Here is a 26,652-nt window from a genome sequence, read left to right as displayed (position 1 = left end):
GAGGGGTACACACGGACGTGACTCGCGCATCGATCTCAATAGAGCCTGCCCTGCCGGAGGGATACGGGCCGCTGTCGATCGCCGTCCGCCACGCGCTGAACGGGCCCGCCCCGCATGACCAGTTCGCCCGCATCGCCGCTCCGGTACGCGACGTCGATCCCTATGGCCTTGATCTGCAGCTGGCCCTATACATGTGCTACGAGCTGCACTATCGCGGGTTTTCCGGGGTGGATCCGACCTGGGAGTGGAATCCCGCGCTGCTGCAGTTGCGCGCCGAACTCGAGCGGGCCTTCCTGGCCGCCGTACACCGCGATGTCGGACCCGTCGAAGCCCACCATACGGCGGAAGCCGAAATGGCAACGCTCTCAATCGAGCCCGCCGATGGGACCGGCCCGTCCTACCACTTGCGCGATACCGGCACGTGGGAACAGATGCGCGAATACCTGGTGCACCGATCGCTGTATCACCTCAAGGAGGGCGATCCGCATGCGTGGGCGATTCCACGCCTGATCGGGGGCGCAAAAGCCGCGTTCGTCGCGGTTGAGTTCGACGAATACGGCGCCGGCCACGGTTCCCGGATACACCAGCAGCTTTTCGCCAATCTGCTGGACGCCGCAGGCCTGGATTCGAACTATCTGGCGTATCTGGACATCGTGCCCGCCGAATCGCTGGCAGTGGTGAACATCATGTCGATGTTCGGCCTGCACCGTAATTTGCGCGGCGCCGCAATCGGACACTTCGCGGCCACCGAAATCACCTCGCCCCCTGGATCACGGCGCATGGTCGATGCCCTGCGCCGGCTGAACGCACCACAGGACTGCGTCACGTTCTACAGCGAGCACGTCGAGGCCGACGCGGTGCACGAACAAGTGGTGCGCCGCAACGTGGTGGGCGATCTGGTGGCCCGAGAACCACAGCTCGAACCCGACGTGGTGTTCGGTATGCGCGCCCACGCCGTCGTGGAAAACCGCCTGGGAGACCACATGATTCGGTCGTGGCAGGCGGGGCGTTCGTCGTTACGGGAGTCCGCGCTTTAGCCTTTTCGGGACTTGTTCGAGGTCGGCCGGCAACGGCGATGGCTGGTGTCGCACAGCGGGTATTCTTTGCTGCGACGGCAGGTGCAGATTGCGACCATGAACCGGTCGGACTCAATGACTTTGCCGTCGGGCATCTCGATTTGCACCGGTCCGGAAACCAGGATCGGGCCGTTGGGAACCACCTGAACCCGGGTAGTGGTCATGGTTTGTCCGCGCGTATCACCACAAGTTCCTCCTCGCGACAGCCGCGAGCCAGTCGGCCGGTTTCTTCCAGCCATTCTGCGCGCGCTGACAGCACCGGGCCAAAGGGTATCCACTGGGTCGCAATCACCTCGGCGTCCATGCCACCGCCCCGCAGGGCGTCCAGCGACCGCTGCACACCGGCGAACGCGGACTGGACCAACAGCATGGTTCCGTTGTCCCGCAACAGTTTCGATGCCGACTCACACAGCGGATCCAGGATCATCCGCCCGTCCGTCCCGGCGTTCCAGGCCCACGAGGGGCCTGGTGTTTCGAGATGTTCGTCGGGCGGCGTGGGCACGTAAGGCGGGTTGGACACCACCACGTCGAACGGGGCGCAATTCAGTGCGGCAATCCAAGATCCCCGACGGACATCGACATCGACACCGGCGACGGCAGCGTTGCTGCGGGAGCTCCGCACCGCGTGCGGACAGATGTCGAACGCGGTGACACTGGCGCACCCGAGTTCGGCGGCCGCGATCGCGACGAAGCCGCTTCCCGTGCACAGGTCGAGCACTCGCCTGCCGGTGATGACGGCGGTGCGTTCCATCGTGTCAACGAGCAGGCGTGAATCCTCTTGCGGCAAATACACCTTGTCTTGCTGGTCCCGCGACCAGGTGGCGTCCGTGATTGGATACGTCGAAGTCAACGCGGGCCTTTCGCCATTCCGCCGTGGCGGTCACGGCTTGGCCTGTCTAATGCCCGCAAACCGATGGGTTGAAACCGAATCCAGCGTGTGAATGATGTCGCTGCTAGCCACTAGTGGTACGAGCGTATTGATGGATGATCTCCTGACAGAAGGCCGGAAGATCGGCCGGCGAACGGCTGGTGATCAGATTGCCGTCGACCACGACTTCCTCGTCCAGCACGTGGGCACCCGCGTTGCGCAGGTCGGTGCGAATGCTTGGATAGCAGGTCATCTTTCGCCCGGCAACCACACCGGCCTCCACCAGCGTCCACGGGCCGTGACAGATCGCGGCAACCGGCTTGTTGGAGTCGACGAAATCACGTACGAACGACACCGCTGACTTGTCTTTACGCAACTTGTCCGGGTTCACGGTGCCCCCCGGGAGCAGCAGACCGTCGAACTCGTCGACCGTGGCCTCAGATACCTTGCGATCGACGGCAAATGTCCCGGCCGGCTCGAGATCGTGATTGCGCGCCTGGATTTCGCCCGCTTCCAGGGACAGCACCTCGACTTGGGCGCCCGCGCGGCTCAGCGCCTCGCGCGGCTGCTCCAGTTCGACCTTCTCCACACCGTCGGCAGCCAGGATTGCAATCTTTCTGCCTTGCAATTCACTCATCGTTGTGCTCCTCTACGGATTGAGAACGACTTTAGTGCAGCTGTCCTGCTTGTGTTTGAAGATCTCGTATCCGTGCGGCGCCTGGTCGAGCTGCAAGTGGTGGCTGATGATCACCGTCGGGTCGATCTCGCCCTTGCGGATCCGGTCCAGCAGGGGACGCATGTAACGCTGCACGTGGCACTGGCCGGCTTTGATGGTCAGGGAGCGGTTCATCAGCGCGCCGATCGGAAATTTGTCCATCATGCCGCCGTAGACTCCGACGATGGAAACAGTGCCGCCGTTGCGGCAGCTCATCAAGGCTTCCCGAAGTGCATGGGGCCGTTCGGTTTCCAATCGCACGGCTTGTTTGACCCGGTCGTAGGCATCGACCACCGTGGTGCCGTTGCGGGCCTCCATACCCACCGCGTCGATACAGTGATCCGGCCCGCGCCCGGCCGTCATATCCCGCAGCTCGCCGAGCACCGACGTGTCGGCGAAATTGATCGTCGTCGCGCCGATGTTTCGGGCCAACTCCAGCCGATACGGAACCTGGTCGATGGCAATGACTTTGGCTGCCCCGAGCAGGTAGGCGCTCATTATCGCGAACAGGCCCACCGGCCCGGCTCCCCATACCGCCACGATGTCACCGGATTTGATGTCACACATCTCGGCGCCCATGTAGCCGGTCGGCAGGATGTCGGACAAGAACAGTGCCTGATCGTCGGTCAGGTCGTCTTCGATCTTGAGCGGACCTACGTCGGCGAACGGGACGCGCGCGTATTCGGCCTGTCCCCCAGCGAAACCGCCGAGCATGTGCGAATAGCCGAACAACCCCGCCGGGGAATGGCCCATGAGTTTCTCGGCCATGCCGGCGTTGGGATTGGAGTTCTCGCACAGCGAATATAGCTGTCGTTCACAGGCTGAGCAGGCGCCACAGGCGATCGGGAACGGCACCACGACCCGGTCACCGACCGCCAAATTGCCTACCCCCCTGCCGACTTCGACGACTTCGCCCATGAACTCGTGGCCGAGGACATCGCCGTGCTTCACGGTGGGGATGTAGCCGTCGTAGAGATGCAGATCCGAACCACAGATCGCCGTCGAGGTGATGCGGACGATTGCGTCGCGATCGTTGAGGATGGTTGGGTCTGGAACCGTTTGCACCTCAACGCTGTTGCGTCCCGCCCACACGGTGGCCTTCATGCGCTCACTCCCTTCGGGTTTGCGGGTTGCGCTGTCTGCTGGTGCATCTGGCTTAATGAGGTGGTGCCTTCCGGCGATCCGTCGGACCGCAGCACCTGGCCCGTTTCCAGAATCTGCTTGAACCGCCGCAGGTCGTCGTTGACTTGTTGCTCGGGCGACTCACCCAGCAGCGTGGACGCCACTTTGCCCAGCGCACCGCCGGGCAACTGGTAGCCGATCGTGACCCGAACCTCGGTGCCCTTGCCGGAATTGTCGGGGGCGAAGTCGACCGATCCGCCGTTCTCAATTCCTGAGCCGGGCAGCGATTGCCACGCGATCCGCTTACCCGGCTGGTCTTCGGTGATCTGGGCGTCCCATTGCACGGGCTGCCCCACCGGCGCGTTCGCCACCCAGTGGGACCGGCCGTCGCCATCGGCGGTCACCGACTTGAGGTGGTACATGAAGCTGGGCAGGTTCTCTACATTGCGCCAGAAGCTGTAAACGTCCTCGGGCGAACGCTGTACGGTGATCGCCGCCCGCAGCGCTTGATGCCGCCGGTTGTTCGCATGGCGCGCCTTTGCCTGGTTGCCCGTGGTGCGCAGCGCAGCGTATAGATCGGCCGCACCAATCCCGGTCAGCGCGATCGCGGAGATGATGCCGCGCCTACGCTGCCCGGGCCGGCGCCGGGCTACGCCTGCGGCCAGCACTGCGATATCCAGCACGTCACCGGCGACTCTGGTCCACACCAACTTCTCCGAGCCGAGCAATAACGCTGCCGCGTGGCCACACTCGCGCACACCCAATGCCCGGATGACTGCGCGCGACCGGCGCGTCTGGTCAACGCCCGACAACGCCGCGACTTTTGCCGGAGCCAGCACTTCGGTCAGGCCCAGGCCCAGGCTGGCAACCCCGAGTCCTTTCACCAGAGTCCCGGTTCTGCTTTCTGCAGCCTCGTTCATAGCCAAACTCCTTTACACCGCCGGATATACGCGGGCGGCAATTCCGGCGGCCTGCTTTGGTAGCCGATTACCAGCGGGTCCGACCCACCGCGTTAATCGGTTCAATACCCGTGCGACGGCCAGCCAAACGTGTCAGTTAGCCGCCGAACGCAATGCTTGCAGCAAGGGTTCGGCCGCCTCCTTAAGGAACAGATCCTGGGCCTGACCGCCGATTTGGACTAGGGCGATATCGGTGAATCCGCTTTCCCAGTAAGGCCGTACGGCTTCCACGATCGCGTCCAGGTCCGGTCCGCAGGGGATGCTTTCCGCGACGTCTTCGGGACGCACGAACTGCGTGGCGCCGGCAAAGCCCGCCGGCGTCGGCAAGTCCGCATTGACCGCCCAGCCGCCGCCGAACCAGCGGAACTGATCGTGCGCCCGCTCGATCGCAGTGTCGCGGTCGGGATCCCAGCACACCGGTATCTGCCCGACGACCCGTCCCCCGCCGGCCATGCCGGAGGCTTGCCGCGCCGCATGCCACCCGTCGACCAACTCGCCATCGGGCTGCACGGCGACCAGGTGATCGGCGAGTTTGCCGAACTTTTCGATCCCATTGCTCCCGCTCATCGCTACCGCGATGCCGACTGGAATCTCCGGGATGTCCCACAGCCGCGCCGAATCCACCTGGAAATAGTCGCCGCGCCAGCTCACCAGCCGGCCACCGAACAGTTCCCGGATGATCTTGATGGCTTCGCGCAGCATGTCCTGCCTGCGTTCGATGACCGGCCAAGCTTTGCAGACCACATGCTCGTTGAGGTTCTCGCCGCTGCCCAGACCGAGGGTGAACCGCCCGTCGGCCAGGATCTGCACGGTCGCCGCCTGCTGCGCGACGATGGCAGGGTGATAGCGCATCGTCGGGCAGGTCACGTAGGTGTAGAGGTCCACCTTTTCGGTCGCATGCGCCACCGCACCCAACACCGCCCACGCGTTCGGGGCGTGCCCCTGCGAACTCAGCCAGGGCGAGAAATGATCGCTGCAGACCTCGAAGTCAAAGCCGTGCTCTTCGGCCGAAAGTGCGTCACGCACAAGGTCTTTCGGACCGCTCTGCTCCGTCATCAGGGTGTAGCCGAACCGGGTCATACCAACCCGGGTACCCAGGTACGGCGAGGTTAAAGCCGGTCTTTGACCGCGGCGGACAACCGCGCCCCGTCCGCCTTGCCCTCGGCGATCACGGTGGCCGCCCTCATGACCTGTCCCATCTGTTTCATGCCGGGGCGCTCCCCGATTTGCTCGGCCACCTGGGCGATGGCGGTGTCCACGACGTCGGCGACCTCGGCATCGGTGAGCGGTGTCGGCAGATACTCGTCGATGATCCGCGCCTCGGCGTGCTCGGTGGCAGCAAGTTCGCCGCGGCCATTCTGGGTGTAGATCTCGGCGGCCTCGGCGCGTTTGCGCGATTCCCTGGCCAGTACCTTGAGCACCTCTTCGTCGGTGAGTTCCTTGGCCTGCTTTCCGGATACCTCCTCGGTCTGGATCGCGGCCAGCAGCATGCGTAACGTCGCAGTGCGCAATTTGTCCTGCGCCTTCATCGCCTCGGTCAGGTCCGACCGGAGCCGGGATTTGAGTTCCGCCATTGCACGGACCCTACGCGCCTTACGTTGTGAAATTGCCCAACCGCCGACAGGATGGACGCCATGACGAATGACGACAGCCGCCACACCTGGTGAGCACGCTGCCGCCTGGTTATCCGGTAGAGCCACCGCCCGGGCCGGCTGGGTATCCCCCGGTCGGTTACCCGCCGTTGGGGTACGGCACACCACCGGGTTATGGCCCTTACGGCCCGCCACCTGGGTACGGACCTTACGTTCCGCCGCCCGGTTACGGCGCCCCGCCCGGTTACGGACCCCCGCTTGCCCCGGGCGCCGCCAAACCCGGGATCATCCCCCTTCGCCCGCTGACCTTGAGCGACATCTTCAACGGCGCCGTCGGCTATGTTCGCGCCAACCCGAAGGCGACGCTGGGCTTGACCGCCATCGTGGTGGTGATCATTCAACTGGTCACGCTGGCCGCCACGCTGGGCCCGTTGGCCGCGTACGGCAAATTCTCGACGGCCGATCCCCAGGAGCTCAACGGCGGCGTGATCGGCGCGTGGGCGGCGTCGATCGGTGGTGGTCTGTTGCTCAGCTGGCTGGGCGGCATGCTGCTGAGCGGAATGCTCACCGTGATCGTCGGGCGGGCCGTCTTCGGATCGCCGATCACCATCAGCGAGGCATGGGCCAAGGTGCGCGGACGGCTGTTGGCTTTGCTCGGTCTGGCGCTGCTCGAAGGTGTGGGCGTGGTGGCGCTGATCGGGCTGGTGATCGTGATCTTGGTCGGCGTAGCCGCCGTGGCCAACGGCGCTGCGGCAGTGCTTCTCGGTTTTCCGCTGCTACTGCTGGTGGGGTTGTTACTGGCCTATCTGTACACCTCGCTGTTGTTTGCCCCGGTGCTGATCGTCCTGGAGCGGCTGCCGGTGACCGAGGCGATCATCCGGTCGTTCGCGCTGGTGCGGGGCGGCTTCTGGCGGGTGTTCGGCATCCGCGTGCTGACCGGGCTGGTGGTGGGGCTGGTCGGGGGCGCGATTTCGGCCCCGTTCAGCTTCGTCGGCCAGATACTGGTGGGTGTCGCCGGGTCGACCACCATGCTGCTCGTCGGTACCACGCTGTCGTCGATCGGCGGGGCGATCAGCCAGATCATCACCGCTCCGTTTACCGCCGGAGTTGTGGTCTTGCTGTACACCGATCGGCGCATGCGTGCCGAGGCTTTCGACCTGGTCCTGCAGACCGGTGCCCTGAGCGGGCCAGCCGCCGTCGAGTCCACCGACAACCTGTGGCTCACGCGGCCTTTCTAAGCGACCTGAGGACTGATTGACGGTGCCCTCCATCGACATCGACCGCGATGCCGCGCACGAGGCCGCGCAGCGGGAACTCAACAAACCGATCTACCCGAAAGACTCGTTGACCAAAGAGATCATCGACTGGTTCAACGAGCTGCTGTATCGACTGCTGGAGAAGGCCGCCTCGGTAGACGGAGGGTGGCTGACCATCGCCGCGGTGCTCACGGTGACGGCGATCGTAGTGGCCGTCGCCGTGTATATCGCCCGCCGCACCATGCGCACCAACCGCGGGGGTGATTACGAGCTTTTCGGGGCCGGCCAGCTCACCGCTGCCCAGCATCGAGCGACAGCGGAAAGCTATGCCGCCGAGGGGAATTGGGCCGCGGCGATTCGGCACCGACTGCGCGCTGTCGCTCGTCAGCTGGAGGAGACCGGGGTGCTAACCCCGGTTCCCGGCCGCACCGCCAATGAGCTGGCCACCGACGCGGGCGAGGCGCTGCCGCACCTGAGAGGCGAATTGGCCCGCGCGGCAACGGCATTCAACGACGTCACCTACGGCGAGCGGCCCGGAACCCCGGAGGCCTACCGGATGATCGCCGACCTCGACGACCACATCCGCTCACGTGCCACCGGACCCGCAACGGTGGGCGAACCCGCCGCGCTCGAATCATGGGCGCAGGTCCGATGACTTCCACCGGATTAGCCCCTGCCCCGCCGCGCCAGCGCCGGCCGTGGCGCGCGATTCTGCTCGCGCTTGCCGCCATCACAATCGTGGCCTCGATCACCACCTATCTGACGGCACCGCGGCCCGGCGGCACCATGGATCCCGAATCAACCAGCTCCGCGGGAGCCCACGCGCTGGTGACATTGCTGCGCGAGGGCGGTGTCGAGGTGGTGGTCGCACACACCATCGCCGATGTCGAGGGCGCGGCGCGGTCCGGCTCGCAGTTATTGGTGGCCCAGACTCAGTATCTGACCGACAACGCGCTGCTGGACCGGCTGGCGAAGGTTCCCGGTGACCTGTTTCTCGTAGAACCCACATCCCGGACCCGCAACGCGCTGACGCCGGGTCTGCGCATCGGAAAGGCCGGGCCGTTCGACAGCCAGCCGGATTGCCAGCTGCGCGAGGCCACCCGGGCCGGAAAAGTGAAATTCGGGCCCACCGACACCTATCGGGCCAAAGGCGAGCTCGATTTGATCAGCTGTTACGAGGGCGCACTGGTCCGCTTTCGCGACGACGGCCGAACCATCACCGTGGTCGGCAGCAGCGACTTCATGACCAACGACGGACTGTTGCAGGAGGGCAACGCCGCGCTGGCGATGAACCTCGCCGGCGCCCAGCCCCGGCTGGTCTGGTACGCGCCCGACCGCATTGAGGGTGAAAAGTCTTCTCCCTCTTCCATTTACGACCTGATTCCGGCGAACGTAACCTGGATCGTCTGGCAGCTGTGGCTGGTGGTGATCCTGGTAGCGCTCTGGAAAGGCCGGCGGATCGGCCCCCTGGTGGCTGAGGAACTGCCCGTCGTGGTCCGCGCGTCGGAAACCGTCGAGGGCCGCGGCCGGCTCTACCGGTCCCGCCGGGCCCGCGATCGCGCGGCGCAAGCACTGCGCACTGCCACATTGCAGCGGCTGGTGCCGCGGCTCGGCATCGGCGCGAACGCCGCGCCGCCGGCGGTGGTCATGACCGTGGCCCAGCGCTGGGGGCACCACCCGCTTGCGGGGGACGGGGCCGACCCGGAGTTCGTCCGCTACCACCTGTTCGGCCCGCCCCCGGCGACCGACAACGACCTGCTACAACTTGCCCGTGCGCTCGACGACATCGAAAGGCAGGTCACCCACTCGTGACACAGTCCCCTGATAGTCCCCAAGCCGACTCGGCCCGTGCGGCATTGCTGGCGTTACGCACCGAGATCGCCAAGGCCGTCGTCGGGCAGGAGGGCGTCGTCAGCGGGCTGGTGATCGCGCTGCTGTGCCGCGGCCACGTCCTCTTGGAAGGTGTTCCGGGAGTAGCGAAGACGCTGATGATCCGGGCCATGTCGGCCGCGTTGCAGCTGGAGTTCAAGCGGGTGCAATTCACCCCTGACCTGATGCCCGGCGATGTCACCGGATCGCTGGTCTACGACACCCGCACCGCAGCGTTCACGTTCCGGCCGGGTCCGGTGTTCACCAATCTGCTGCTGGCCGATGAAATCAACCGAACCCCACCCAAAACGCAGGCCGCGCTGCTCGAGGCGATGGAGGAGCGGCAGGTCAGCGTCGACGGTGAACCCAAGCCGCTGCCCGACCCGTTCATCGTCGCCGCGACCCAGAACCCGATCGAATACGAAGGCACTTATCAACTGCCGGAGGCCCAACTCGACCGCTTCCTACTCAAGCTGAATGTGACGCTGCCGGCACGTGACGCCGAGATCGCCATCCTGAGCCGCCACGCGCACGGCTTCGATCCGCGCGATCTGTCGGCGATCAAGCCGGTGGCCGGACCTGCTGACCTGGCGGCCGGTCGCGAGGCGGTGAGTCAGGTGCTGGTCGCCGATGAGGTGCTGGGCTACATCGTCGACGTTGTCGGGGCCACCCGCTCCTCCCCCGCGCTGCAGCTCGGCGTGTCACCGCGCGGGGCAACCGCGTTGCTGGGCACCGCCCGCTCGTGGGCATGGTTGTCCGGGCGCAACTACGTCACCCCCGACGACGTGAAGGCGATGGCCCGCCCGACGTTGCGGCACCGGGTGATGCTGCGTCCGGAGGCCGAACTCGAAGGTGCCACACCCGACGGGGTGCTGGACGGAATATTGGCGTCGGTTCCGGTGCCCCGCTAGATGATCCTCACCGGACGTACCGGCCTGCTGGCGCTGATCTGCGTCCTGCCGATCGCGCTATCCCCCTGGCCGGCAAGTACTTTCGGGTTGCTGCTCGCTGGGCTGGTTTTGGCCGTGGTCGTCGACGTCGTGCTGGCAGCCAGTCCGCGCCGGTTGCGGTTTACCCGTTCCCCAGATGGTTCGGCCCGGCTGGGGCAGCCGGTAGATGCGTCCCTGATCATTCACAACGACGGGCGCCGCCGGTTGCGCGGCCGGGTCCGCGACGCCTGGCCGCCGAGTGCACGCGCGCAACCGCGCACCCATCCGGTGCGGATCGCCGCCGGGCAACATCAGCTTGTGGTCACCGCGCTACAGCCGGTTCGCCGCGGTGACCAGCGCGCGGCCGCGGTGACGGCCCGGTCGCTGGGTCCGCTGGGGTTGGCGGGACGGCAGAAGTCCGTCGCCGTGCCCGGTCAGGTCCGGGTACTGCCGCCGTTTCTTTCGCGCAAGCATCTCCCGTCGCGACTGGCCAGACTGCGCGAGATCGACGGGTTGTTGCCCACGCTGATCCGCGGCCAGGGCACCGAATTCGACTCGCTGCGCGAGTATGTCGTCGGCGACGACGTCCGCTCGATCGACTGGCGGGCAACGGCTCGTCGCTCTGATGTGATGGTGCGTACGTGGCGCCCCGAGCGCGACCGCCGCGTGGTGATCGTGCTGGACACCGGCCGGATGGCCGCGGGAAGGGTCGGTATCGATCCGACGGCCGCCGATCCCGCGGGCTGGCCCCGGCTGGACTGGTTCATGGATGCCGCGCTGCTGTTGGCCGCGCTGGCGTCGCGGGCCGGCGATCACGTCGACTTTCTGGCCCACGACCGGGTGAACCGGGCCGCCGTGTTCGGCGCGTCGCGAACCGAGCTGCTGGCCCAGCTGGTCGGCGCCATGGCTCCACTGCAACCGGCCCTGGTCGAATCCGATTGGCGTGCAATGGTTGCCAACATACTGCGGCGGACGCGGCGGCGGTCGCTGGTGGTTTTGCTGACCGATCTGAACGCGACCGCGCTCGACGAGGGCCTGCTGCCGGTGCTGCCACAGTTGTCGGCCAAACACCATGTGTTGGTCGCCGCGGTGGCCGATCCGCGGGTGGACCAGCTGGCGGCTGGGCGTTCCGATGCGGCCGCGGTTTACGACGCGGCGGCCGCCGAACGGTCACGCAATGACCGCCGCGCTATTGCCACGCGCCTGCGCATGAGTGGGGTCGACGTGGTTGATGCGCCGCCTACCGAGATTGCACCCGCACTCGCCGACCGCTATCTGGCGATGAAAGCGACTGGCCGGCTTTAACTTTCCGGTTCGCCGAATGTGAACTCCACGACGCCGTGCGGCGTGTCGCGTCGTGTGGTTCACAGTCGCGGCTAACCGGTGGGCACCACGTCCGGTGCGTCCTCGATATCACCGGTCTCTCCGGCTTTCACGGCGCGACGGCCGAAGTACACGACGTAGGCCAGAAACGCCGCTTCCGCGAGGACACCGATGCTGATCCGGACGAAGGTCGGCAACGGCGACGGCGTCACGATCGCCTCGATCAACCCCGACACCAGCAACACCGCTACCAACCCGACGGCGACCGAAACCACGCCCCGGCCCTGCTCGGCAAGGACCTGTCCGCGCGGGCGGTCACCCGGCGATATCACCGACCACCCCAGCCGCATCCCGACCGCGCCGGCCAGGAACACCGCCGTCAGCTCCAGCAGCCCGTGCGGCAGCAGCAGGCCCAGGAGCAAGCCGCCCTTGCCGGCCTGGAACATCAGGCCGCCGATCACACCCACATTGGCTGCGTTTTCGAAGAGCACGAACGGAATTGGCAAGCCCAGCAGCACGGCCATTCCAATGCATTTGGCGGCTACCCAGGAGTTGTTCACCCAGACCTGCAGGGCGAACGCCGCGGCCGGATGCGCGCTGTAATACGACTGCACGTCGTGGTTGACCAGTTCGTCTATGTCCGTTGGGGTTCCGACGAGGGACTGCACTTCGGGGCTGTTGGCCACCCAGCCGCCGATCAGCACGGTGACCGCGAAGAACGCCAGCGCCGTAGCCAACCACCATCGCCAGGACCGGTAGGCGACCACCGGGAAGGAGACCGTCCAGAAACGAACGAACGTACTGCTCAGCGGGGCGTGTGCACCGGTGACCGCCGAGCGGGCGCGCGCTACCAGGCTCGACAGCCGGCCGATCAACAGCGAATCCGAGGACACCGAGCGCAGCATCGACAGATGCGTGGACACCCGTTGGTAGAGCTCGACGAGTTCGTCGACTTCGGCGCCGCTGAGCGAGCGGCGCTTCTTGATCAGCTGATCGAGCCGGTCCCAGGTGCCGCGGTGGGTCAGCAAGAACGCATCGACGTCCACCCTGCGCAGCCTACCCAAGCCTGTACCGTTCCCAGGTATGTCGGAGGTGGTGACCGGGGACGCGGTGGTGCTGGATGTCCAGATCGCCCAGTTACCGGTGCGAGCGGTGAGCGCGATCATCGACATCGTCGTCATATTCGTCGGCTACTTCCTGGGACTGATGCTCTGGGCGACCTCCCTGGGGCAGTTGGACGAAGCGTTGACCGTTGCGTTTCTGATCATCTTCACGGTGCTGGCGATGGTCGGCTACCCGCTCGCGATCGAGACGGCAACACGGGGACGCTCCATCGGCAAAATGGTGATGGGACTGCGCGTGGTGTCCGACGACGGTGGCCCGGAACGCTTCCGCCAGGCGCTATTTCGGGCGCTGGCCTCGGTGATCGAGATCTGGATGATGCTGGGGAGCCCGGCGGTGATCTGTAGCCTGCTGTCGCCGAAGGGCAAGCGCGTCGGTGATCTGTTCGCCGGCACGGTCGTCGTCAGCGAACGCGGTCCCCGGTTGGGCCCGCCGCCGGTGATGCCGCCGGCGCTCGCGTGGTGGGCGTCGTCGCTACAGCTGTCCGGGCTGACGGCGGGCCAGGCCGAGGTTGCGCGCCAATTTCTCTCCCGCGCAACACAACTCGACCCTGCGTTGCGCGAGCAGATGGCCTACCGGATCGCCGGCGACGTGCTGTCGCGCATCGCTCCGCCGCCACCGCCGGGCGTTCCGCCGCAACTGATCCTTGCCGCGGTGCTGGCCGAACGACACCGGCGCGAGTTGGCGCGGCTGCGCCCGATGGGTCCGGGTATCACGCCCGGACCGCCGCCGGGAATGCCGCCGGGGCCGGGCTACTGGCCGCCCCCGCAGCAGCCGGCTCCCTGGCCGCAGCAGCCTCAAGCCAGCACGCCGCCGCCGGAGGCCGGAGGGTTTTCACCGCCGAGCTAGCTGGCGATGGCTATTGCGCGACCGTGAGCACCAGGATGGCGACGTCGGCGACCAAGAGCGCCCAGCCGACCAGCGGGACCACAATTCCGGCCCGGCGCCGCGCGGTGAAGACCGACGCGGCGATAACTATTAAGGCGATCACGGGCGGGCCGTAGAACAAGACGTCGAAGTTGATTCCGCCGCCCAGGTTGGGGCATCGGCTCTGCGTGCACGAATCGGTACTCATCACGGCGCCCAGCGCGAAGAGCATCACGATCGCCGCCCCTGGCACCGTCAGCAGCGCCATCACCCAGTTGACCCAGATGCGCGTCTTGCTGCCGCCGCCAGGTGCGCCGTATCTCCGTTGGCTCGCGCTGCCGGGGCCGGTCTCGATGGTCCGACGATTTCCGTTCATTGCTCAGGTGCTACCCGGCCAGAGGTGGACGCAAACAGGAGAAATTTGGCCGGGGGCGTAGTCCGGCGCGTTGCATCTCGTTAGTTTTCGATATATCGTGATACAAAGTGATATGCCAGAGCTGCTCAATAGGCGGCTCCTCAACAGACTTAGGAACAGACATGAACTTCACCCCTCCCAATGGACCTTTCGGCGGCCGGGGCCGGCCGGGCTTCGGCTTGCCTGGTTTCGGCTTCGCGCCGGGACCAGCGCAGATGCGCGCCCTGCACGGTGCCAAGCGCCACGCACGACGGGAATTCTTCGAGCACCTCCGCGACCACGCGGCCGACCAGGACGCACCCTTCGGATTCGGCCCGGGCTTCGGGCCTGGCGGTGGCCCTGGATGGGGCCCCGGCTTCGGGTTCGGCCCCGGCGGCCCGCGTGGCGGCTGGCGCCGGGGCGGCGGACGCGGCCGCCGCGGCGACGTGCGCGCGGCCATCCTGGTGCTGCTCAGCGAGAAGCCGATGCACGGCTACGAGATGATCCAGCAGATCGCCGACCGCAGCAACGGAATCTGGAAGCCCAGCCCCGGCTCGGTGTACCCGACGCTGCAGCTCCTCGACGACGAAGGCCTGATCACCGCCGGCGAAAGCGACGGCAGCAAGAAGCTATTCCAGCTGACCGACGAGGGTCGAGCGGCAGCCGAGAAGATCGAAACCCCGCCGTGGGACGAGATCGCCGAGGGCGTCGACCCGGGCCACATCAACCTGCGCACCGCCGCCCGCCAACTCTTCGGCGCGGTCGCGCAGTCGGCACACACCGCCAACTCCGAGCAGCGGCAGCGCATCGTCGACATCCTCAACAATGCCCGCCGGGAGATCTACGGCATCCTCGGCGAGGACTAAGGACTGAGCACCGAATCCGCCGCCATGACGTGTTCGGCACAGTCGACTCGTAGGTCAGAGACCGACATCGGCGTGTCGTAGAACTTGCAGCGATAGCTTCGTGGCCCGGCGTCGCCGGTCTCCAGTTGCGCACAGGTGGTGCAGGCGCGCACGACCGGAAGTAGTTGGGCGTCATGCAGTTTCGCGATCACCAGCAGGAGGCTGTCGAGCAGCTGCTCGGCTTCTACCCGGTCGAGCTTCGAGGTCGCGATCTCCGCGGGCGCCGTCCAGCGCGACAGTGTCGCCGCGGACTTGCGGCCGGCTTGGGTCAGCACCAGGTCGTGGCGGCGCCCGTCGCGTGGATCCCGGCGGCGCACCACCAGGCCCTTGCGGATCAAAGCGGCGACGGCGTCGCTGACGGTGGGATCGGCGACGTTTAGTTCGCGGGCCAGTGCGGTGCTGCGCGCGGCGGGCGGTGGCCCGACCAAGAGCCAGATCAGCACCCGCATCTGGGTCGTCGATAGGTCATGGGCCTCGGCAACGCGCCGCGCCAGCACGTTCAAGGCCTCTCCCGCCCGGTCTAGTGCCGCGACGATCTTCGAGTCAAGACTACGGTGACGTGCTTCGTCGGGCTTCAGAGCGCACCTTCTCCAATCGTTTGCTGTCCGTGGCGTCCGCATCGGATCGTAACCCCGGCGTACCCCGCGCCCATGGGTGTGAATCAGGCTGAGCGCAATACTTAGGAGTCCTCGGGGGTTTGCGTCATCATGAAGACCGCTCACGTCATCCACGCAGCTCATCAGGGCTGAGATGGCAGCCAATGACGGACCAAGGACAACGCAAGGACGACTGATGCCCAAACTCGCTCGCAGTGACTGGTACGACCTCGCCCGTGATACCAACTGGACCTTCCGCTACGTCACAGAGGACGAAGTGTTTCCTGAGGAGCTGTCGGGCACGCACCGCGTCTCCGCTGAAGGGTGGCTCAAATGGGACGAGCCGTACAAGATCGGCTACCGCGAGTACGTCCACAACCAGGTCACCAAGGACACCACGACGTACTCGTTGAAGAACGCCATCGGGCGCTCCAAGTTGTTCGAGCAACTCGATCCCGGCTGGAAATCGGTGATCGTCGCGCACTACGGCGCCATCTCGATGCCCGAGTACCTGGCGTCCATCGGTGAAGCCCGGATGGGGCGGTTCGGCCGTTCCGCGGCCTGGCGCAACACCGCGACATTCGGCACTCTCGACGAGGTCCGCCACGGTCAGATCCAAACGTTCTTCCCGTACGGACTGCTCGACAAGGAGCCCCGCGGCGACTGGGCCCTCAAGGCATTCCACACGAACAACTGGATCGTGCTAGCGGTGCGCTATCTGTTCGACGACATGTTCGTGGCCAACGACGCTTTGTCGATCGCGTTGCAGTTGACCTTCACCTTGGAGACCGGCTTCACCAACCTGCAGTTCCTCGGCATGGCCGCCGACGCCATCGACGTGGGCGACCTGGAATTCGGCGCACTGATCAGCTCGATTCAGACCGACGAGGCACGCCATGCCCAGCAGGGTGAACCGACGATCAAGGTGCTGATCGACAACGGCGAAGCACAGTGGGGCCAGTTCCTCATCGACCACATGTTCTGGCGGTCGTGGCGCATCTTCGCGCTGCTGACCGGTCTGTCGATGGACTACTACACACCGCTGGAGAGCCGGCGAATGAGCTTCAAGGAATTCATCGAGGACTGGGTGGTCAAGCAGTTCGCCGACCAGTTCCGCGACTACGGCCTCGAGTTTCCTTGGTACTGGGACGAATTCATCAACGAGTTGACCTGGTATCACCACGCCATCCACCTCGGGGTGTGGTACTACCGGCCTACTGTGTGGTGGAATCCCGACGCCGGCGTGTCGCAGGCCGAGCGGCTGTGGCTGGAGGAGAAATACCCTGGCTGGAACCGGGACTTCGGCAAGCACTGGGACGTCATCACCGAGAACGTCCGCAACGGCGACATCGCCGCCACCCTGCCCGAAACGCTGCCGATCACCTGCAATCTGTGCCAGCTGCCGGTGGTTCGCGCCGCGGGTGTAATCGTCGGCGCGCACACCGATCCCGCGCCGCTGACGCATGTGCACAACGGCCGCAAGTACTTGTTCTGCTCGGAGCCGTGCCGGTGGATCTTCGCCCAGCGGCCGGACCGGTTCGCCGGCCACCAGTCGCTGATCGACCGGGTGCTCTCCGGAGAGATCAGCCCGCCGGATCTGGGGACGGTGCTGCAGTACTTCGGGTTATCGGCCGAGGAGCAGGGACAGGACGCCGACGGATATGCGTGGGCGCAGAACGGATCGAAGGGCTGAGGATCATGGCGCTGCTTCCACTGACCGCCTTATTCGAGGGCGACATACTCGAACTGCTGATCCCCGTTGACGACGCCGACACCGTCGAGACCGTGGGGGCGGCGATTGCACACCATGTCGTCGGACACCGCGTCGCCAAACGCGACGCGCCAATACGGTTGCGCCACAACGGGAAAGTGCTCGACCCGCAAGCGGGTATCGCTGCGGCCGGGGTGGGGCCGCTGGACCATGTCGAGGCGTTCTATGACTAGCACCGAGACGTGGATTCCGGTGGCCACCATCGATGATCTGTGGGAAGGCGAGGTCGGCGAGTTCTATGTCGGCGATCGGTCCATCCTGCTCGCGCATCTGCGCAACGGCGAGATCCGCGCATATGACGGCCTGTGCCCACACGCGGGTTTCCCGCTGGCCGACGGCGACGTCGAGGACGGCGTGCTGACGTGCGCGGCGCACAGCTGGGAATTCGATCTGACCACCGGCGGCGGCGTCAATCCCGCCGGCTGCCGGCTGCACAGTCACCCGGTGCGACGCGACGGCGACCAGATCGCCGTATCGCTCACCGAAGAAGGGAGCCAGTAGTGACCGCAACCGCCGAACAGGCCAAGCTCGTCGGTCCCGTGGTACGGGGCTTCGATCCCGACATCGTCGCGGCGCTCACCGACGCCATCCGCACCGACAACCCCGACGTCGTGCTCGTCATCGAAGACCACGCCGGCTATGTGCGCATCCACGCCCCGCGATTCTTACGGGTCACCCGTACCAGCCTGGAATCGGCTGCGGGACAGACATTTCCACTCGCCTCACTGGAGCCGGCGCTGGTGGCGTTTGCCGGGCGGATGCGCTATGTCGGCGACGACGAACTGCACTGGTACCTGGACCGGAAGGACTGACACGTGACCACCGCAACGCCTCGACGGCTCAAGACCTGGAGCATCGCCGGCGATACCCGCCGCAAACCGACCGAGTATGAGGCCGTCACCGGCCAATTCCACTACCACTTCAACCGCAAGCCCGCTCCGTTCGATCTCGACCCGGACAGCGCGATCAACAAGTGGTACCTAAAGCACCGCGAGGGCTCACCCCTGCAAGCCGATGACTGGGAGGGTTTCCGCGATCCGGCCGCGCTGAACTACCGCCGCTACATCGCGCTGCAACACGACCGCGAGATCTATGCCGAGGGCGTGGTCGACCATTACGAGGCACTGGACCACGATGCAGGGCTGGACCCCACGTGGGTCGAGACGCTCAACCGCAGCTACGTTCCCGCGCGCTACCTGTTCCACGTCCTGCAGATCACCAGCCTCTACGTCGGCCAATTGGCGCCCAGCGCCTACATCACCAACGCGGCTTTCTTCCAGGCCGCCGACGAACTACGGGCGCTGCAGTGGATCGCCTACCGGGCCAAGTCACTTTCGCTTGCCCATGGCACGCACCTGGCCAATACCGAAGCAACGCGGCGGATCTGGGAGACCGACGACGTGTGGCAGCCCGCCCGCGAAACGCTGGAGCGCCTGCTGCTCGCCTACGACTGGGGCGAGGCGTTTGTCGCGCTGAACCTCGTCGTCAAGCCGGCGCTCGACGCACTGTTCAAAGAGGCGTTCGTCGATCTGGCCATCGCCAATGGGGACGGCCTGACCGCCGCCCTGTTGCAGGAGTCGCGCGTCGACACCACCCGCAGCCAGGCCTACAGCGCCGCCCTGGCTCGCTATGCGCTGGCCGCTAACCCCGGCAACCGCGGGGTCATCGACGGCTGGCAGACAAAGTGGCGTCCGCTGGCCGACCGCGCGGTCGGCGGCCTGGCCGCGGCCTTCACCGATCCCGCCTCGGCTCGCGACCGCGTCACCGGCTCGGTCGCGGCGTTCACCGCGCAATGGGCGGAGTGAAGGGCGACCTCCCGGCGAGCGCAAGAACGCGATCGCGGTTCTCTGGTACCACCGAATTGCGGTGAACGGTCGCGCTGGGTGACGATGTGCTCGCTGAATATCATTCAGACAAGTAACTAGCCGTACCGCTGTACCCCCGCGGACGAATCAGGGGACGCCTGAGCGATGGACGCCGAGACCGAACACGATTTGATCAAAGAAAACCTGCTCATCGAAGGGCTGCAAGACTGGATCTACTTGAGCTGGGTCCACGGACAGTTTCTTTCTGAGGCCAGCCCGAAGAGACCGCCGCAAGAGGTGCAGCAGCTGACGCTGGACATGATTCGAGAACTGGTTAGCGAGCGCCTGTTTGAACTGGGAGTGCCCGCAGGGGGTCGACGAAATCATCACTTCGAACCATGGGATATGCCGCTCGACGAAGCCATGGCCAAGATCGAAGAGGCCTACGTTGCGAACTACGACGACCGGCGGGGATGGCGAACCATGTGCTGGCTCAACCTCACCGACAAAGGCAAGGAACTAGCCCTGGAGCTGTACCACGCGGACGAACCAGGGGACGCCTGAGCGATGGACGATAGGGCATTACAACAGTGGGTTAAGGAAGGCTTGCTAATCGAGGGACTGCAGGACTGGAGCTCCCTCAGCGACGTTCATGGGGCGTACCTCGCGCGTTGCAGGCCGCGACGACCGGAGCACGAGGTGCAGCAACTGGCGTTGAACATGATCCGCGAGCTGGTCAACGAGGGACTTTTCGACATAGGTTCGATCGAAGGAACTAGGCGACATCCCTACTTTGAGCCTTGGAATCTGCCACTCGACGAAGCCATGGCCAAGATCGAAGACGCCTACATTAACCATTTCGACGACCCATGGGGCTGGCAAACCATGTGCTGGCTCAACCCCACCGACAAAGGTAAGGAGCTAGCCCTGAAGCTGTACCACGCGGACGAACCGGAGTCGTAAGTAACTCGTCACCGTGCGATTTGCCCGCTGGGATTTAGTCCGCCGGCTAGCAGAGCGCCGAGAAGGGCAACTCCGGCGAGTGCCGCCGATCCAGCTACTTTTCCGCCCTCAGCCAGATCGTGAGCCAAGTTAGGCAGCGGCAACGATCCACCCGGCATAGGAGTCGGGCCAGGCGGCGCGGGCAGTGCCGGAGCATCCGGGACGTCCAGCGGTGCGATCGGAAGCGGAGCGCTGGGTGCCACCTGAAACCCCGGCGGTGACGAATTCTGTAACCAGGAGGGCAGCGTCATCGGGTCGAGAACTTGCGTCGATGGAAGTGCGGCGGGTGGATGACCCACCTGTGCTGGAGGCAGTGGCAATGGGAGCGGGTGCGTGGCGGGCGGCAGCAGTGGTGGCGGACTAATGAGCGGCCAAGAGTAAGGGGTGTGGATCTTCTGCTTTACTCCGTCTGGGTACAAGACGTCGAGGGTGTCACCCCAGCCGTCGCTGCTTTGCCGTATCCCAATCTGAGTGCCATCGGGTAGCACTCGCACTTTCCCCTTGTAACTCGGCGGGCCGGGCGCATCCACGGCATTGCGTGTGAGGTAGTCCCACGCGCGCTTGATAGTTGCCGTATCCCATAGCTCCTTAACCTCTGGCTCCTTGCCCACACCGTTAGGTCCACGCCGTCCGCCGTTTTGCAGCGGATCCAAAACGCGCCGGACGTCGTCAGCGCTATTAACGGGCGGCAGCGGACCCGGCTCCGGGTCGGGCGGAATGGGTTGTGGCGGCTTTTCTTTCCACCTGTTGTCGACGAGCTGGATCGTGGGCGCCGGTTGAAAAATAAGATCGTCAATCCCTTTGGTAGCGGCGGCAATTCGCAGACTCAGCTGTTCATCGCCGGCCACCAATGCCGCCACCCGATGGCGAATGAAGGACGCATGTCCTTGCGCAGCGGCACGACGCGCCGCCCGAAGCTGCGGATCGCGCGAGCGATCGGTGACGGAGTAGTCCTCCCCCACGTCGAATCCGTCAGCCCGTGCCTCATCGACTGCTTCAAGCACACCGCCTCGGTACGCCTTCAACTGCTCTTCACCCCGACGGGCAATCGAGGCGGCCTCGTGTAGACAAGCCGACGCGCGGCGGACCGCCACCATGTCGGCGTAGGCGCGCTCTTGCGCGGCGCCGGCGGCCCGACCCGTCCACGGCGTGCCACCAGGGTTCGACATGCCGCCATGGACCCCGGTGAAAGCCTTTTCCCACAACGTCGCGGTGTGCGTCCAATACCCGGCCGCCTCACCCAGATACGTGGCGTTCAAACCTTGAACTTGCGACAGCGATGGCAACGTCGCGCCCGACATCAGCAGACCCGCAACAGGGCCGCCGAACGAACCTCGTTCTCGGCATAGCCGCTAGCGGCTGTGTCCAAAGCCACGGCCGTCGCCTGTATACGCGCCACGCACCTATCCCCGGCCGCCGCTACTAGCGCGTGCGAAGCACCGACCGCCGCCTGGCTTGCCAGCCATGCCGAACCCGCTCCGGTCGGCGCGGCGTTGCCAGCGAGTTCACCCGCCAACGCTGCACACCGCACGGCTTCTGCGCCTAGACCACCACCGCTGACCTGCAGTTCGTTGTCCATCGCGGGCAGTGTAATGACGTGAACCCACGCCCACACTTCACCGCGAATCTGCTATGAGACGTCGACCCAATCCAGGGTGCGCTGGACGGCCTTGCGCCAGCCGGCATAACCCGCGGCACGCTGCTCGTCGTCCCACGTCGGTGTCCAGCGCTTGTCCTCTTGCCAGTTGGCCCGCAGGTCGGACGGGCCCGCCCAGAAACCCACCGCCAAGCCCGCGGCATACGCCGCGCCCAGCGCGGTGGTCTCGGCGACCACCGGCCGCACCACGTCCACACCCAGCACGTCGGCCTGGATCTGCATGCACAGGTCGTTGCCGGTGATGCCACCGTCGACCTTCAAGACCTCCAGCCGGACGCCGGAGTCGGCTTCCATCGCGTCCACCACGTCGCGGCTCTGGTAGCAGATCGCCTCCAGCGTCGCGCGTGCCACGTGCGCGTTGGTATTGAACCGGGACAGCCCCACGATCGCGCCGCGTGCATCGGATCGCCAGTACGGGGCGAACAGCCCCGAGAACGCCGGTACGAAGTACACCCCGCCGTTGTCGTCGACCTGCCGGGCCAGTGACTCGCTTTGGGCCGCGCCACTGATGATGCCCAACTGGTCACGCAGCCACTGCACCGCCGAACCCGTCACCGCGATCGAACCCTCAAGGGCGTAAACGGGTTTGGCGTCACCGAACTGATAGCAGACGGTGGTCAGCAGACCGTTGTCGGAGCGCACGATCGTCTCGCCGGTGTTCAGCAACAAGAAGTTGCCGGTGCCGTAGGTGTTCTTCGCTTCGCCGGCGTCCAGACACACCTGGCCGACCATCGCCGCATGCTGGTCACCGAGCATCCCGGTGATCGGCACTTCGCCGCCGACGGGCCCGGCGTCCGAGGTGACCCCGTAAGGCCGCAGCGGCGACGACGGCTCGATCGCGGGCAGCATCTGGCGGGGGATGTCGAAGAACGACAACAGCTCGTCGTCCCAGTCCAGCGTCTCCAGGTCCATCAGCATGGTCCGGCTGGCATTGGTGACATCGGTGACATGCACGCCCCCGCGCGGACCCCCGGTCAAATTCCACAACACCCAGGTGTCGGTGGTGCCGAAGAGCGCATCGCCGCTTTCTGCGGCCGCGCGCACGCCATCGACGTTTTCCAGGATCCACTGCAGCTTGCCGCCGGAGAAATAGGTCGCCGGCGGCAACCCCGCCTTGCGCCGGATCACCTCGCCGCGGCCATCGCGGTCCAGCGCCGACGCGATGCGGTCGGTGCGGGTGTCCTGCCAGACGATCGCGTTGTAGTACGGGCGGCCGGTCCGCTTGTTCCACACCAGCGTCGTCTCACGCTGATTGGTGATACCCAGCGCCGCAATGTCTTTCGTTGACAGGTTGCTCGCGTTGAGTACCGACATCAACACCGACGCGGTGCGCTCCCAGATTTCGACCGGATTGTGCTCCACCCACCCGGCCTGGGGCAGGATCTGCTCGTGTTCGAGCTGATGGCGGGCCACCTCGGCACCTTCGTGATCGAAGATCATGCAGCGCGTGCTGGTCGTACCCTGGTCGATGGCTGCTACGAATTCGGGCGACTGGCCCACTTGGTCTCCTAAACCGTGACATCGGACACTGCAGGTTACCCGGGTCAAACTTGCGTAGTCGACGGTAAACCTGTTCCATCGGCTTTGTGGGCGAAGAGGTCAAGCGCACCACGTATAACCGCGCACATCGGCGGGAATACCGGCGCAAGGTGCGGCAGTGCTTGGACGTCTTCGAGGCGATGCTGGCGCAATGCAGTTTCGATTCCGATCAGCCGCTTACCGGCATGGAGATCGAATGCAACCTCGTCGACGCCGACTACCAGCCCGCCATGTCGAACCGCTACGTGCTGGACGCAATCGGCGATCCGGCGTATCAGACCGAATTGGGTGCCTACAACATCGAATTCAATGTGCCGCCGCGACCACTGCCCGGCCACACCGCTTTGGACCTGGAAAAGGAAGTCCGCGCCAGCCTCAACGACGCCGAAACCAAAGCCGGCGCCAGCGGATCGCACATCGTGATGATCGGAATTCTGCCCACCCTGATGCCCAAGCATCTGAGCGAGGGCTGGATGAGCGAGTCGACGCGCTATACCGCACTCAACGAATCGATCTTCAGCGCGCGCGGTGAAGACATCCCGATCAACATCTCCGGCCCCGAGCCGCTGAGTTGGCAGGCCGCGTCCATTGCACCCGAATCCGCCTGCACCAGTATGCAATTGCATCTGCAGCTGGCTCCGGCGGATTTTGCGGCCTACTGGAACGCCGCTCAAGTGCTGGCCGGACCGCAGCTGGCATTGGCCGCCAACTCGCCCTACTTCTTCGGCCACCAGCTGTGGGCGGAGACCCGGATCGAACTGTTCACCCAGTCCACCGACACCCGGCCCGAGGAACTCAAGACTCAGGGCGTGCGCCCCAGGGTCTGGTTCGGTGAACGGTGGATCGACTCGGTTCTCGACCTGTTTCAAGAGAACGTCCGCTATTTCCCATCGCTGCTGCCCGAGGTGTCCGAGGAGGATCCGGCCGCCGAGCTCGCGGCCGGACGCACCCCTCATCTCTCCGAATTGCGGCTGCACAACGGGACGGTGTACCGGTGGAACAGGCCGGTATACGACGTCGTCGACGGGCGCCCGCATCTGCGATTGGAGAACCGCGTGCTACCGGCCGGGCCAACCGTTGTCGACATGCTGGCGAATTCCGCCTTCTACTTCGGGCTGGTGCACAGCCTGTCGCACGCAGAAGAGCCGCTGTGGTCGAAGATGCATTTCGCCGCGGCGCGCGCCAATTTCCTGGCCGCAGCGAAGTACGGCATCGATGCCCGGCTGCATTGGCCGGGTCTGGATGAGATGACCACCCAGGATCTGGTGTTGCGCATCTTGCTGCCGATGGCACACGAGGGATTGCGGCAACGAGGCGTCGACACCGAGGTGCGCGATCGGTTTCTGGGCGTCATCGAGGGCCGCGTCCAGGCCGGGCGCAACGGCGCAAGCTGGCAGGTGTCCACCGTGCAGGCCCTGGAAGAGAGCGGTCTGAGCCGGCCGGCCGCCCTGGCGGGCATGCTGCGCCGCTACTGCGAGCACATGCACGCCAATGAACCCGTGCATACCTGGCCCCGGTAAGCCGCGGGTACGTTGGGACACATGACATCTGAGGTTATGGACTGGGACGGGGTATACAAGCAGCAAGGTGTCTTCCAAGGCCCGCCCCCCTGGAACATCGGAGAGCCGCAACCCGAGCTGGCTGGCTTGGTCGCGGCCGGAAAGGTTCGCAGCGACGTGCTGGACGCCGGCTGCGGCTACGCCGAGTTGTCGTTGGCCCTGGCTGCCGACGGCTACACCGTGGTGGGCGTCGACATCACCCCCACGGCAATTGCGGCGGCCACTCAGGCCGCCCAGGAGCGCGGCCTGAGCAACGCCACCTTTGAGCAGGCCGACATCACGGCGCTCTCCGGTTATGACGGCCGCTTTGCCACCGTTATCGACAGCACCCTGTTCCATTCGCTGCCCGTCGAGGGCCGCGACGGCTATTTGAGCTCGGTGCACCGGGCGGCCGCCCCGGGCGCCAGCTTCTACGTGCTGGTCTTCGCAAAGGGCGCTTTCCCGGCGGCAATGGAGGCCAAGCCGAATGAGGTCGACGAGGACGAATTGCGCACGGCGGTAAGCAAGTACTGGGAAATAGACGAGATCCGGCCGGCCTTCATTCACGCCAATCCCATCGTCATGCCGCCCGAGGTTAGCGGTGGGATCGAATTTCCACCGCACGACCACGACGATAAGGGCCGGGTGAAGTTTCCGGCCTATTTGTTGACCGCTCATAAGGTCGGCTGAACCCAAATTCGTGGCCAAGGCGCGGACGCGAAATCGTTAGGGCGATAACGCTTTCACCGGTTCGTCGGTTCCGGTTGAAAGTGCTTCGGTAGGGATTTATTACCCGCATAATGCCGATGTACTAAACGGAATTTTCTGCGGTTGGGTGGAGGCGCGCGATGTCGTTTGTGGTGGCAGATCCGGGCCTATTGACAGCGACGGCTGCGGATTTGGCAGGGATCGGTTCGGCGATCAGTTCCGCCAATGCCGCCGCGGCGTTTCCAACCACCGGGATGCTGGCCGCAGCTGCCGATGAGGTGTCGGCGGCCGTAGTGGCGCTGTTCGGCGCCCACGGTCAGGCCTATCAGGCATTCGCCGCGCAGACGGCGGCGTTTCACACCCGGTTGGTCGCCGCGCTCAACGCGGGTGCGGGTGCGTACGCCATCGCCGAGGCGGCTAACGCTTCGCCGTTGCAGGCCGTCGAGCAGCAACTATTGGCCGCGGTCAACGCGCCCAGCCAGATGTTCATGGGCCGCGCGCTGATCGGTGAAGGGGCCAACGGCACCGCAGCCAACCCCAACGGCGGGGCTGCAGGCTTGTTGTACGGCAATGGTGGCAACGGCTACAGCTACACCAACGGCGTCATTAGCCAGCCGGGTGGTGCCGGCGGCGCCGCAGGATTGATCGGCAACGGAGGGGCCGGCGGCAATGGCTGGCTGAGTGGGGCCGGCGGGGCCGGCGGCCACGGCGGCTGGCTGAGCGGCAACGGCGGCGCCGGCGGTAACGGCGGGGCCGGCGCGTCTGGGCTGGTGGGCTTCAACGGGATCAATGGCGGCTCCGGCGGTGCCGGGGGTGCCGCCGGGCTTTGGGGAACGGGCGGCGCTGGCGGCACAGGCGGCCTGGGCGGGGCGCCCAGCGGCTTCGACAGCATGGACACCATCTATAGCTCCTACGGAGGCACTGGCGGCAATGGCGGCGCCGGCGGGGCCGGCGGCTCGCTCTACGGCCACGGCGGGGCCGGCGGCGCGGGCGGGGCCGGCGGCGACGCCAGCGTTACCACCTCCACCCTGGCGGGTGG

General features: G+C 65.7%; 31 protein-coding genes. 18 read left to right on the top strand and 13 right to left on the bottom strand.

Annotated elements, in window-relative coordinates:
* Positions 1-17: 17 nt before the first annotated feature.
* Entirely contained in the window at positions 18-1,037 is a 1,020-nt protein-coding gene (locus AWC27_RS09990; RefSeq protein ID WP_085670342.1) for an iron-containing redox enzyme family protein, read from the top strand.
* Here the strand turns inward: AWC27_RS09990 and AWC27_RS09985 are convergent.
* The 7 genes from AWC27_RS09985 to AWC27_RS09955 form a co-directional block, all read right to left on the bottom strand.
* Positions 1,034-1,240 carry a CDGSH iron-sulfur domain-containing protein gene (locus AWC27_RS09985; protein WP_085670341.1) on the bottom strand — a complete coding sequence of 69 codons (207 nt, stop codon included), beginning with the start codon at positions 1,238-1,240 and terminating at the stop codon, positions 1,034-1,036. The two genes, AWC27_RS09990 and AWC27_RS09985, sit on opposite strands and share 4 nt — an antisense overlap.
* Complete coding sequence (locus AWC27_RS09980) at positions 1,237-1,926, bottom strand: HemK2/MTQ2 family protein methyltransferase (RefSeq protein ID WP_085670340.1); 690 nt, start codon at positions 1,924-1,926, stop codon at positions 1,237-1,239. The genes AWC27_RS09985 and AWC27_RS09980 overlap by 4 nt, the downstream gene beginning before the upstream one ends.
* A gap of 103 nt (positions 1,927-2,029) precedes the next feature.
* Entirely contained in the window at positions 2,030-2,581 is a 552-nt protein-coding gene (locus AWC27_RS09975) for a type 1 glutamine amidotransferase domain-containing protein (RefSeq protein WP_085670339.1), read from the bottom strand.
* A gap of 12 nt (positions 2,582-2,593) precedes the next feature.
* Complete coding sequence (locus AWC27_RS09970; RefSeq protein ID WP_085670338.1) at positions 2,594-3,763, bottom strand: zinc-dependent alcohol dehydrogenase; 1,170 nt, start codon at positions 3,761-3,763, stop codon at positions 2,594-2,596.
* Positions 3,760-4,701, bottom strand: coding sequence for an SRPBCC family protein (locus tag AWC27_RS09965; protein WP_085670337.1), 942 nt, complete (start codon positions 4,699-4,701; stop codon positions 3,760-3,762). The genes AWC27_RS09970 and AWC27_RS09965 overlap by 4 nt, the downstream gene beginning before the upstream one ends.
* Before the next feature lie 132 nt (positions 4,702-4,833).
* The gene (locus tag AWC27_RS09960; RefSeq protein WP_085670336.1) at positions 4,834-5,820 is read right to left on the bottom strand and encodes an LLM class F420-dependent oxidoreductase; all 987 of its coding nucleotides are present in this window, start codon (positions 5,818-5,820) and stop codon (positions 4,834-4,836) included.
* A 29-nt stretch (positions 5,821-5,849) separates the two neighbouring features.
* On the bottom strand, positions 5,850-6,314 hold the full coding sequence (locus AWC27_RS09955) for a GatB/YqeY domain-containing protein (protein WP_085670335.1): 465 nt from the start codon (positions 6,312-6,314) through the stop codon (positions 5,850-5,852).
* An 89-nt stretch (positions 6,315-6,403) separates the two neighbouring features.
* Here AWC27_RS09955 and AWC27_RS09950 point away from each other — a divergent pair, with 89 nt between their 5' ends.
* The 5 genes from AWC27_RS09950 to AWC27_RS09930 are packed head-to-tail and all read left to right on the top strand — an operon-like array spanning position 6,404 to position 11,691.
* A complete protein-coding gene (locus AWC27_RS09950) occupies positions 6,404-7,570 on the top strand; it encodes a DUF7847 domain-containing protein (RefSeq protein ID WP_085670334.1) in 1,167 nt (388 codons plus the stop codon).
* Between the two features lie 22 nt (positions 7,571-7,592).
* Entirely contained in the window at positions 7,593-8,243 is a 651-nt protein-coding gene (locus AWC27_RS09945; RefSeq protein WP_085670333.1) for a DUF4129 domain-containing protein, read from the top strand.
* A complete protein-coding gene (locus AWC27_RS09940) occupies positions 8,225-9,400 on the top strand; it encodes a DUF4350 domain-containing protein (RefSeq protein ID WP_085670332.1) in 1,176 nt (391 codons plus the stop codon). The genes AWC27_RS09945 and AWC27_RS09940 overlap by 19 nt, the downstream gene beginning before the upstream one ends.
* The gene (locus AWC27_RS09935) at positions 9,397-10,368 is read left to right on the top strand and encodes an AAA family ATPase (protein WP_085670331.1); all 972 of its coding nucleotides are present in this window, start codon (positions 9,397-9,399) and stop codon (positions 10,366-10,368) included. The genes AWC27_RS09940 and AWC27_RS09935 overlap by 4 nt, the downstream gene beginning before the upstream one ends.
* On the top strand, positions 10,369-11,691 hold the full coding sequence (locus tag AWC27_RS09930) for a DUF58 domain-containing protein (RefSeq protein ID WP_085670330.1): 1,323 nt from the start codon (positions 10,369-10,371) through the stop codon (positions 11,689-11,691). It begins immediately after the preceding gene.
* A 71-nt stretch (positions 11,692-11,762) separates the two neighbouring features.
* Here the strand turns inward: AWC27_RS09930 and AWC27_RS09925 are convergent, their stop codons facing one another.
* On the bottom strand, positions 11,763-12,755 hold the full coding sequence (locus AWC27_RS09925) for a stage II sporulation protein M (protein ID WP_085670329.1): 993 nt from the start codon (positions 12,753-12,755) through the stop codon (positions 11,763-11,765).
* A 37-nt stretch (positions 12,756-12,792) separates the two neighbouring features.
* Between AWC27_RS09925 and AWC27_RS09920 the strand changes: the two genes are divergently transcribed.
* Entirely contained in the window at positions 12,793-13,680 is an 888-nt protein-coding gene (locus tag AWC27_RS09920) for an RDD family protein (protein ID WP_085670328.1), read from the top strand.
* Positions 13,681-13,690: 10 nt separating this feature from the next.
* On the opposite strand, the gene AWC27_RS09915 is transcribed toward AWC27_RS09920, so the two are convergent.
* Entirely contained in the window at positions 13,691-14,074 is a 384-nt protein-coding gene (locus AWC27_RS09915; protein ID WP_085670327.1) for a hypothetical protein, read from the bottom strand.
* A 161-nt stretch (positions 14,075-14,235) separates the two neighbouring features.
* On the opposite strand from AWC27_RS09915, the gene AWC27_RS09910 reads away from it, so the two are divergent.
* Complete coding sequence (locus AWC27_RS09910; RefSeq protein WP_085670326.1) at positions 14,236-14,958, top strand: PadR family transcriptional regulator; 723 nt, start codon at positions 14,236-14,238, stop codon at positions 14,956-14,958.
* Here the strand turns inward: AWC27_RS09910 and AWC27_RS09905 are convergent.
* Positions 14,955-15,494 (bottom strand): MarR family winged helix-turn-helix transcriptional regulator, encoded by a 540-nt coding sequence (locus tag AWC27_RS09905; RefSeq protein WP_211281601.1) that lies wholly within the window; start codon positions 15,492-15,494, stop codon positions 14,955-14,957. The genes AWC27_RS09910 and AWC27_RS09905 overlap by 4 nt on opposite strands.
* A gap of 295 nt (positions 15,495-15,789) precedes the next feature.
* Between AWC27_RS09905 and AWC27_RS09900 the strand changes: the two genes are divergently transcribed.
* From AWC27_RS09900 to AWC27_RS09870, 7 genes are all read left to right on the top strand, one after another.
* On the top strand, positions 15,790-17,286 hold the full coding sequence (locus AWC27_RS09900; protein WP_085670324.1) for an aromatic/alkene/methane monooxygenase hydroxylase/oxygenase subunit alpha: 1,497 nt from the start codon (positions 15,790-15,792) through the stop codon (positions 17,284-17,286).
* A 5-nt stretch (positions 17,287-17,291) separates the two neighbouring features.
* The gene (locus tag AWC27_RS09895; RefSeq protein ID WP_085670391.1) at positions 17,292-17,537 is read left to right on the top strand and encodes a toluene-4-monooxygenase system B family protein; all 246 of its coding nucleotides are present in this window, start codon (positions 17,292-17,294) and stop codon (positions 17,535-17,537) included.
* Positions 17,530-17,865: a Rieske 2Fe-2S domain-containing protein gene (locus AWC27_RS09890; protein WP_085670323.1), complete on the top strand. Its 336-nt coding sequence runs from the start codon at positions 17,530-17,532 to the stop codon at positions 17,863-17,865. Before AWC27_RS09895 ends, AWC27_RS09890 begins: the two co-directional genes overlap by 8 nt.
* Positions 17,865-18,176, top strand: a complete 312-nt coding sequence (locus AWC27_RS09885) for an MmoB/DmpM family protein (protein ID WP_085670322.1) — start codon at positions 17,865-17,867, stop codon at positions 18,174-18,176. Before AWC27_RS09890 ends, AWC27_RS09885 begins: the two co-directional genes overlap by 1 nt.
* Before the next feature lie 3 nt (positions 18,177-18,179).
* Positions 18,180-19,169, top strand: a complete 990-nt coding sequence (locus AWC27_RS09880) for an aromatic/alkene monooxygenase hydroxylase subunit beta (RefSeq protein WP_085670321.1) — start codon at positions 18,180-18,182, stop codon at positions 19,167-19,169.
* A 165-nt stretch (positions 19,170-19,334) separates the two neighbouring features.
* Positions 19,335-19,733 (top strand): hypothetical protein, encoded by a 399-nt coding sequence (locus AWC27_RS09875; protein ID WP_085670320.1) that lies wholly within the window; start codon positions 19,335-19,337, stop codon positions 19,731-19,733.
* 135 nt (positions 19,734-19,868) lie between these two features.
* Positions 19,869-20,132, top strand: a complete 264-nt coding sequence (locus tag AWC27_RS09870; protein WP_245846959.1) for a hypothetical protein — start codon at positions 19,869-19,871, stop codon at positions 20,130-20,132.
* 8 nt (positions 20,133-20,140) lie between these two features.
* On the opposite strand, the gene AWC27_RS09865 is transcribed toward AWC27_RS09870, so the two are convergent.
* Genes AWC27_RS09865 through glpK form a run of 3 tightly spaced genes read right to left on the bottom strand, consistent with a single transcriptional unit; the run spans position 20,141 to position 23,328 of the window.
* Complete coding sequence (locus AWC27_RS09865; RefSeq protein WP_139836879.1) at positions 20,141-21,430, bottom strand: hypothetical protein; 1,290 nt, start codon at positions 21,428-21,430, stop codon at positions 20,141-20,143.
* Between the two features lie 41 nt (positions 21,431-21,471).
* Positions 21,472-21,750, bottom strand: coding sequence for a hypothetical protein (locus AWC27_RS09860; RefSeq protein WP_139836878.1), 279 nt, complete (start codon positions 21,748-21,750; stop codon positions 21,472-21,474).
* Positions 21,751-21,801: 51 nt separating this feature from the next.
* Positions 21,802-23,328: a glycerol kinase GlpK gene (glpK, locus tag AWC27_RS09855; RefSeq protein WP_085670316.1), complete on the bottom strand. Its 1,527-nt coding sequence runs from the start codon at positions 23,326-23,328 to the stop codon at positions 21,802-21,804.
* An 86-nt stretch (positions 23,329-23,414) separates the two neighbouring features.
* Between glpK and AWC27_RS09850 the strand changes: the two genes are divergently transcribed.
* The 3 genes from AWC27_RS09850 to AWC27_RS09840 form a co-directional block, all read left to right on the top strand.
* Positions 23,415-24,887, top strand: a complete 1,473-nt coding sequence (locus AWC27_RS09850; protein ID WP_085670315.1) for a glutamate-cysteine ligase family protein — start codon at positions 23,415-23,417, stop codon at positions 24,885-24,887.
* A gap of 21 nt (positions 24,888-24,908) precedes the next feature.
* On the top strand, positions 24,909-25,595 hold the full coding sequence (locus AWC27_RS09845; RefSeq protein ID WP_085670314.1) for a class I SAM-dependent methyltransferase: 687 nt from the start codon (positions 24,909-24,911) through the stop codon (positions 25,593-25,595).
* Between the two features lie 158 nt (positions 25,596-25,753).
* A partial coding sequence (locus AWC27_RS09840) for a PE domain-containing protein (protein ID WP_139836877.1) occupies positions 25,754-26,652 on the top strand: 899 nt, incomplete at its 3' end.

Source organism: Mycobacterium szulgai (genome assembly GCF_002116635.1).
In the GTDB taxonomy this organism is placed as follows: domain Bacteria; phylum Actinomycetota; class Actinomycetes; order Mycobacteriales; family Mycobacteriaceae; genus Mycobacterium; species Mycobacterium szulgai.
This window is presented reverse-complemented; position numbering and strand designations above follow the sequence as displayed.

Bases quoted from the DNA above. Each gene is read 5' to 3' on its own strand.
- AWC27_RS09985 (WP_085670341.1), bottom strand. From the start codon at position 1,240: ATGACCACTACCCGGGTTCAGGTGGTTCCCAACGGCCCGATCCTGGTT.
- AWC27_RS09975 (WP_085670339.1), bottom strand. From the start codon at position 2,581: ATGAGTGAATTGCAAGGCAGAAAGATTGCAATCCTGGCTGCCGACGGT.
- AWC27_RS09970 (WP_085670338.1), bottom strand. From the start codon at position 3,763: ATGAAGGCCACCGTGTGGGCGGGACGCAACAGCGTTGAGGTGCAAACG.
- AWC27_RS09965 (WP_085670337.1), bottom strand. From the start codon at position 4,701: ATGAACGAGGCTGCAGAAAGCAGAACCGGGACTCTGGTGAAAGGACTC.
- AWC27_RS09960 (WP_085670336.1), bottom strand. From the start codon at position 5,820: ATGACCCGGTTCGGCTACACCCTGATGACGGAGCAGAGCGGTCCGAAA.
- AWC27_RS09955 (WP_085670335.1), bottom strand. From the start codon at position 6,314: ATGGCGGAACTCAAATCCCGGCTCCGGTCGGACCTGACCGAGGCGATG.
- AWC27_RS09940 (WP_085670332.1), top strand. From the start codon at position 8,225: ATGGGCGCAGGTCCGATGACTTCCACCGGATTAGCCCCTGCCCCGCCG.
- AWC27_RS09930 (WP_085670330.1), top strand. From the start codon at position 10,369: ATGATCCTCACCGGACGTACCGGCCTGCTGGCGCTGATCTGCGTCCTG.
- AWC27_RS09920 (WP_085670328.1), top strand. From the start codon at position 12,793: ATGTCGGAGGTGGTGACCGGGGACGCGGTGGTGCTGGATGTCCAGATC.
- AWC27_RS09915 (WP_085670327.1), bottom strand. From the start codon at position 14,074: ATGAACGGAAATCGTCGGACCATCGAGACCGGCCCCGGCAGCGCGAGC.
- AWC27_RS09910 (WP_085670326.1), top strand. From the start codon at position 14,236: ATGAACTTCACCCCTCCCAATGGACCTTTCGGCGGCCGGGGCCGGCCG.
- AWC27_RS09900 (WP_085670324.1), top strand. From the start codon at position 15,790: ATGCCCAAACTCGCTCGCAGTGACTGGTACGACCTCGCCCGTGATACC.
- AWC27_RS09895 (WP_085670391.1), top strand. From the start codon at position 17,292: ATGGCGCTGCTTCCACTGACCGCCTTATTCGAGGGCGACATACTCGAA.
- AWC27_RS09890 (WP_085670323.1), top strand. From the start codon at position 17,530: ATGACTAGCACCGAGACGTGGATTCCGGTGGCCACCATCGATGATCTG.
- AWC27_RS09875 (WP_085670320.1), top strand. From the start codon at position 19,335: ATGGACGCCGAGACCGAACACGATTTGATCAAAGAAAACCTGCTCATC.
- AWC27_RS09860 (WP_139836878.1), bottom strand. From the start codon at position 21,750: ATGGACAACGAACTGCAGGTCAGCGGTGGTGGTCTAGGCGCAGAAGCC.
- AWC27_RS09845 (WP_085670314.1), top strand. From the start codon at position 24,909: ATGACATCTGAGGTTATGGACTGGGACGGGGTATACAAGCAGCAAGGT.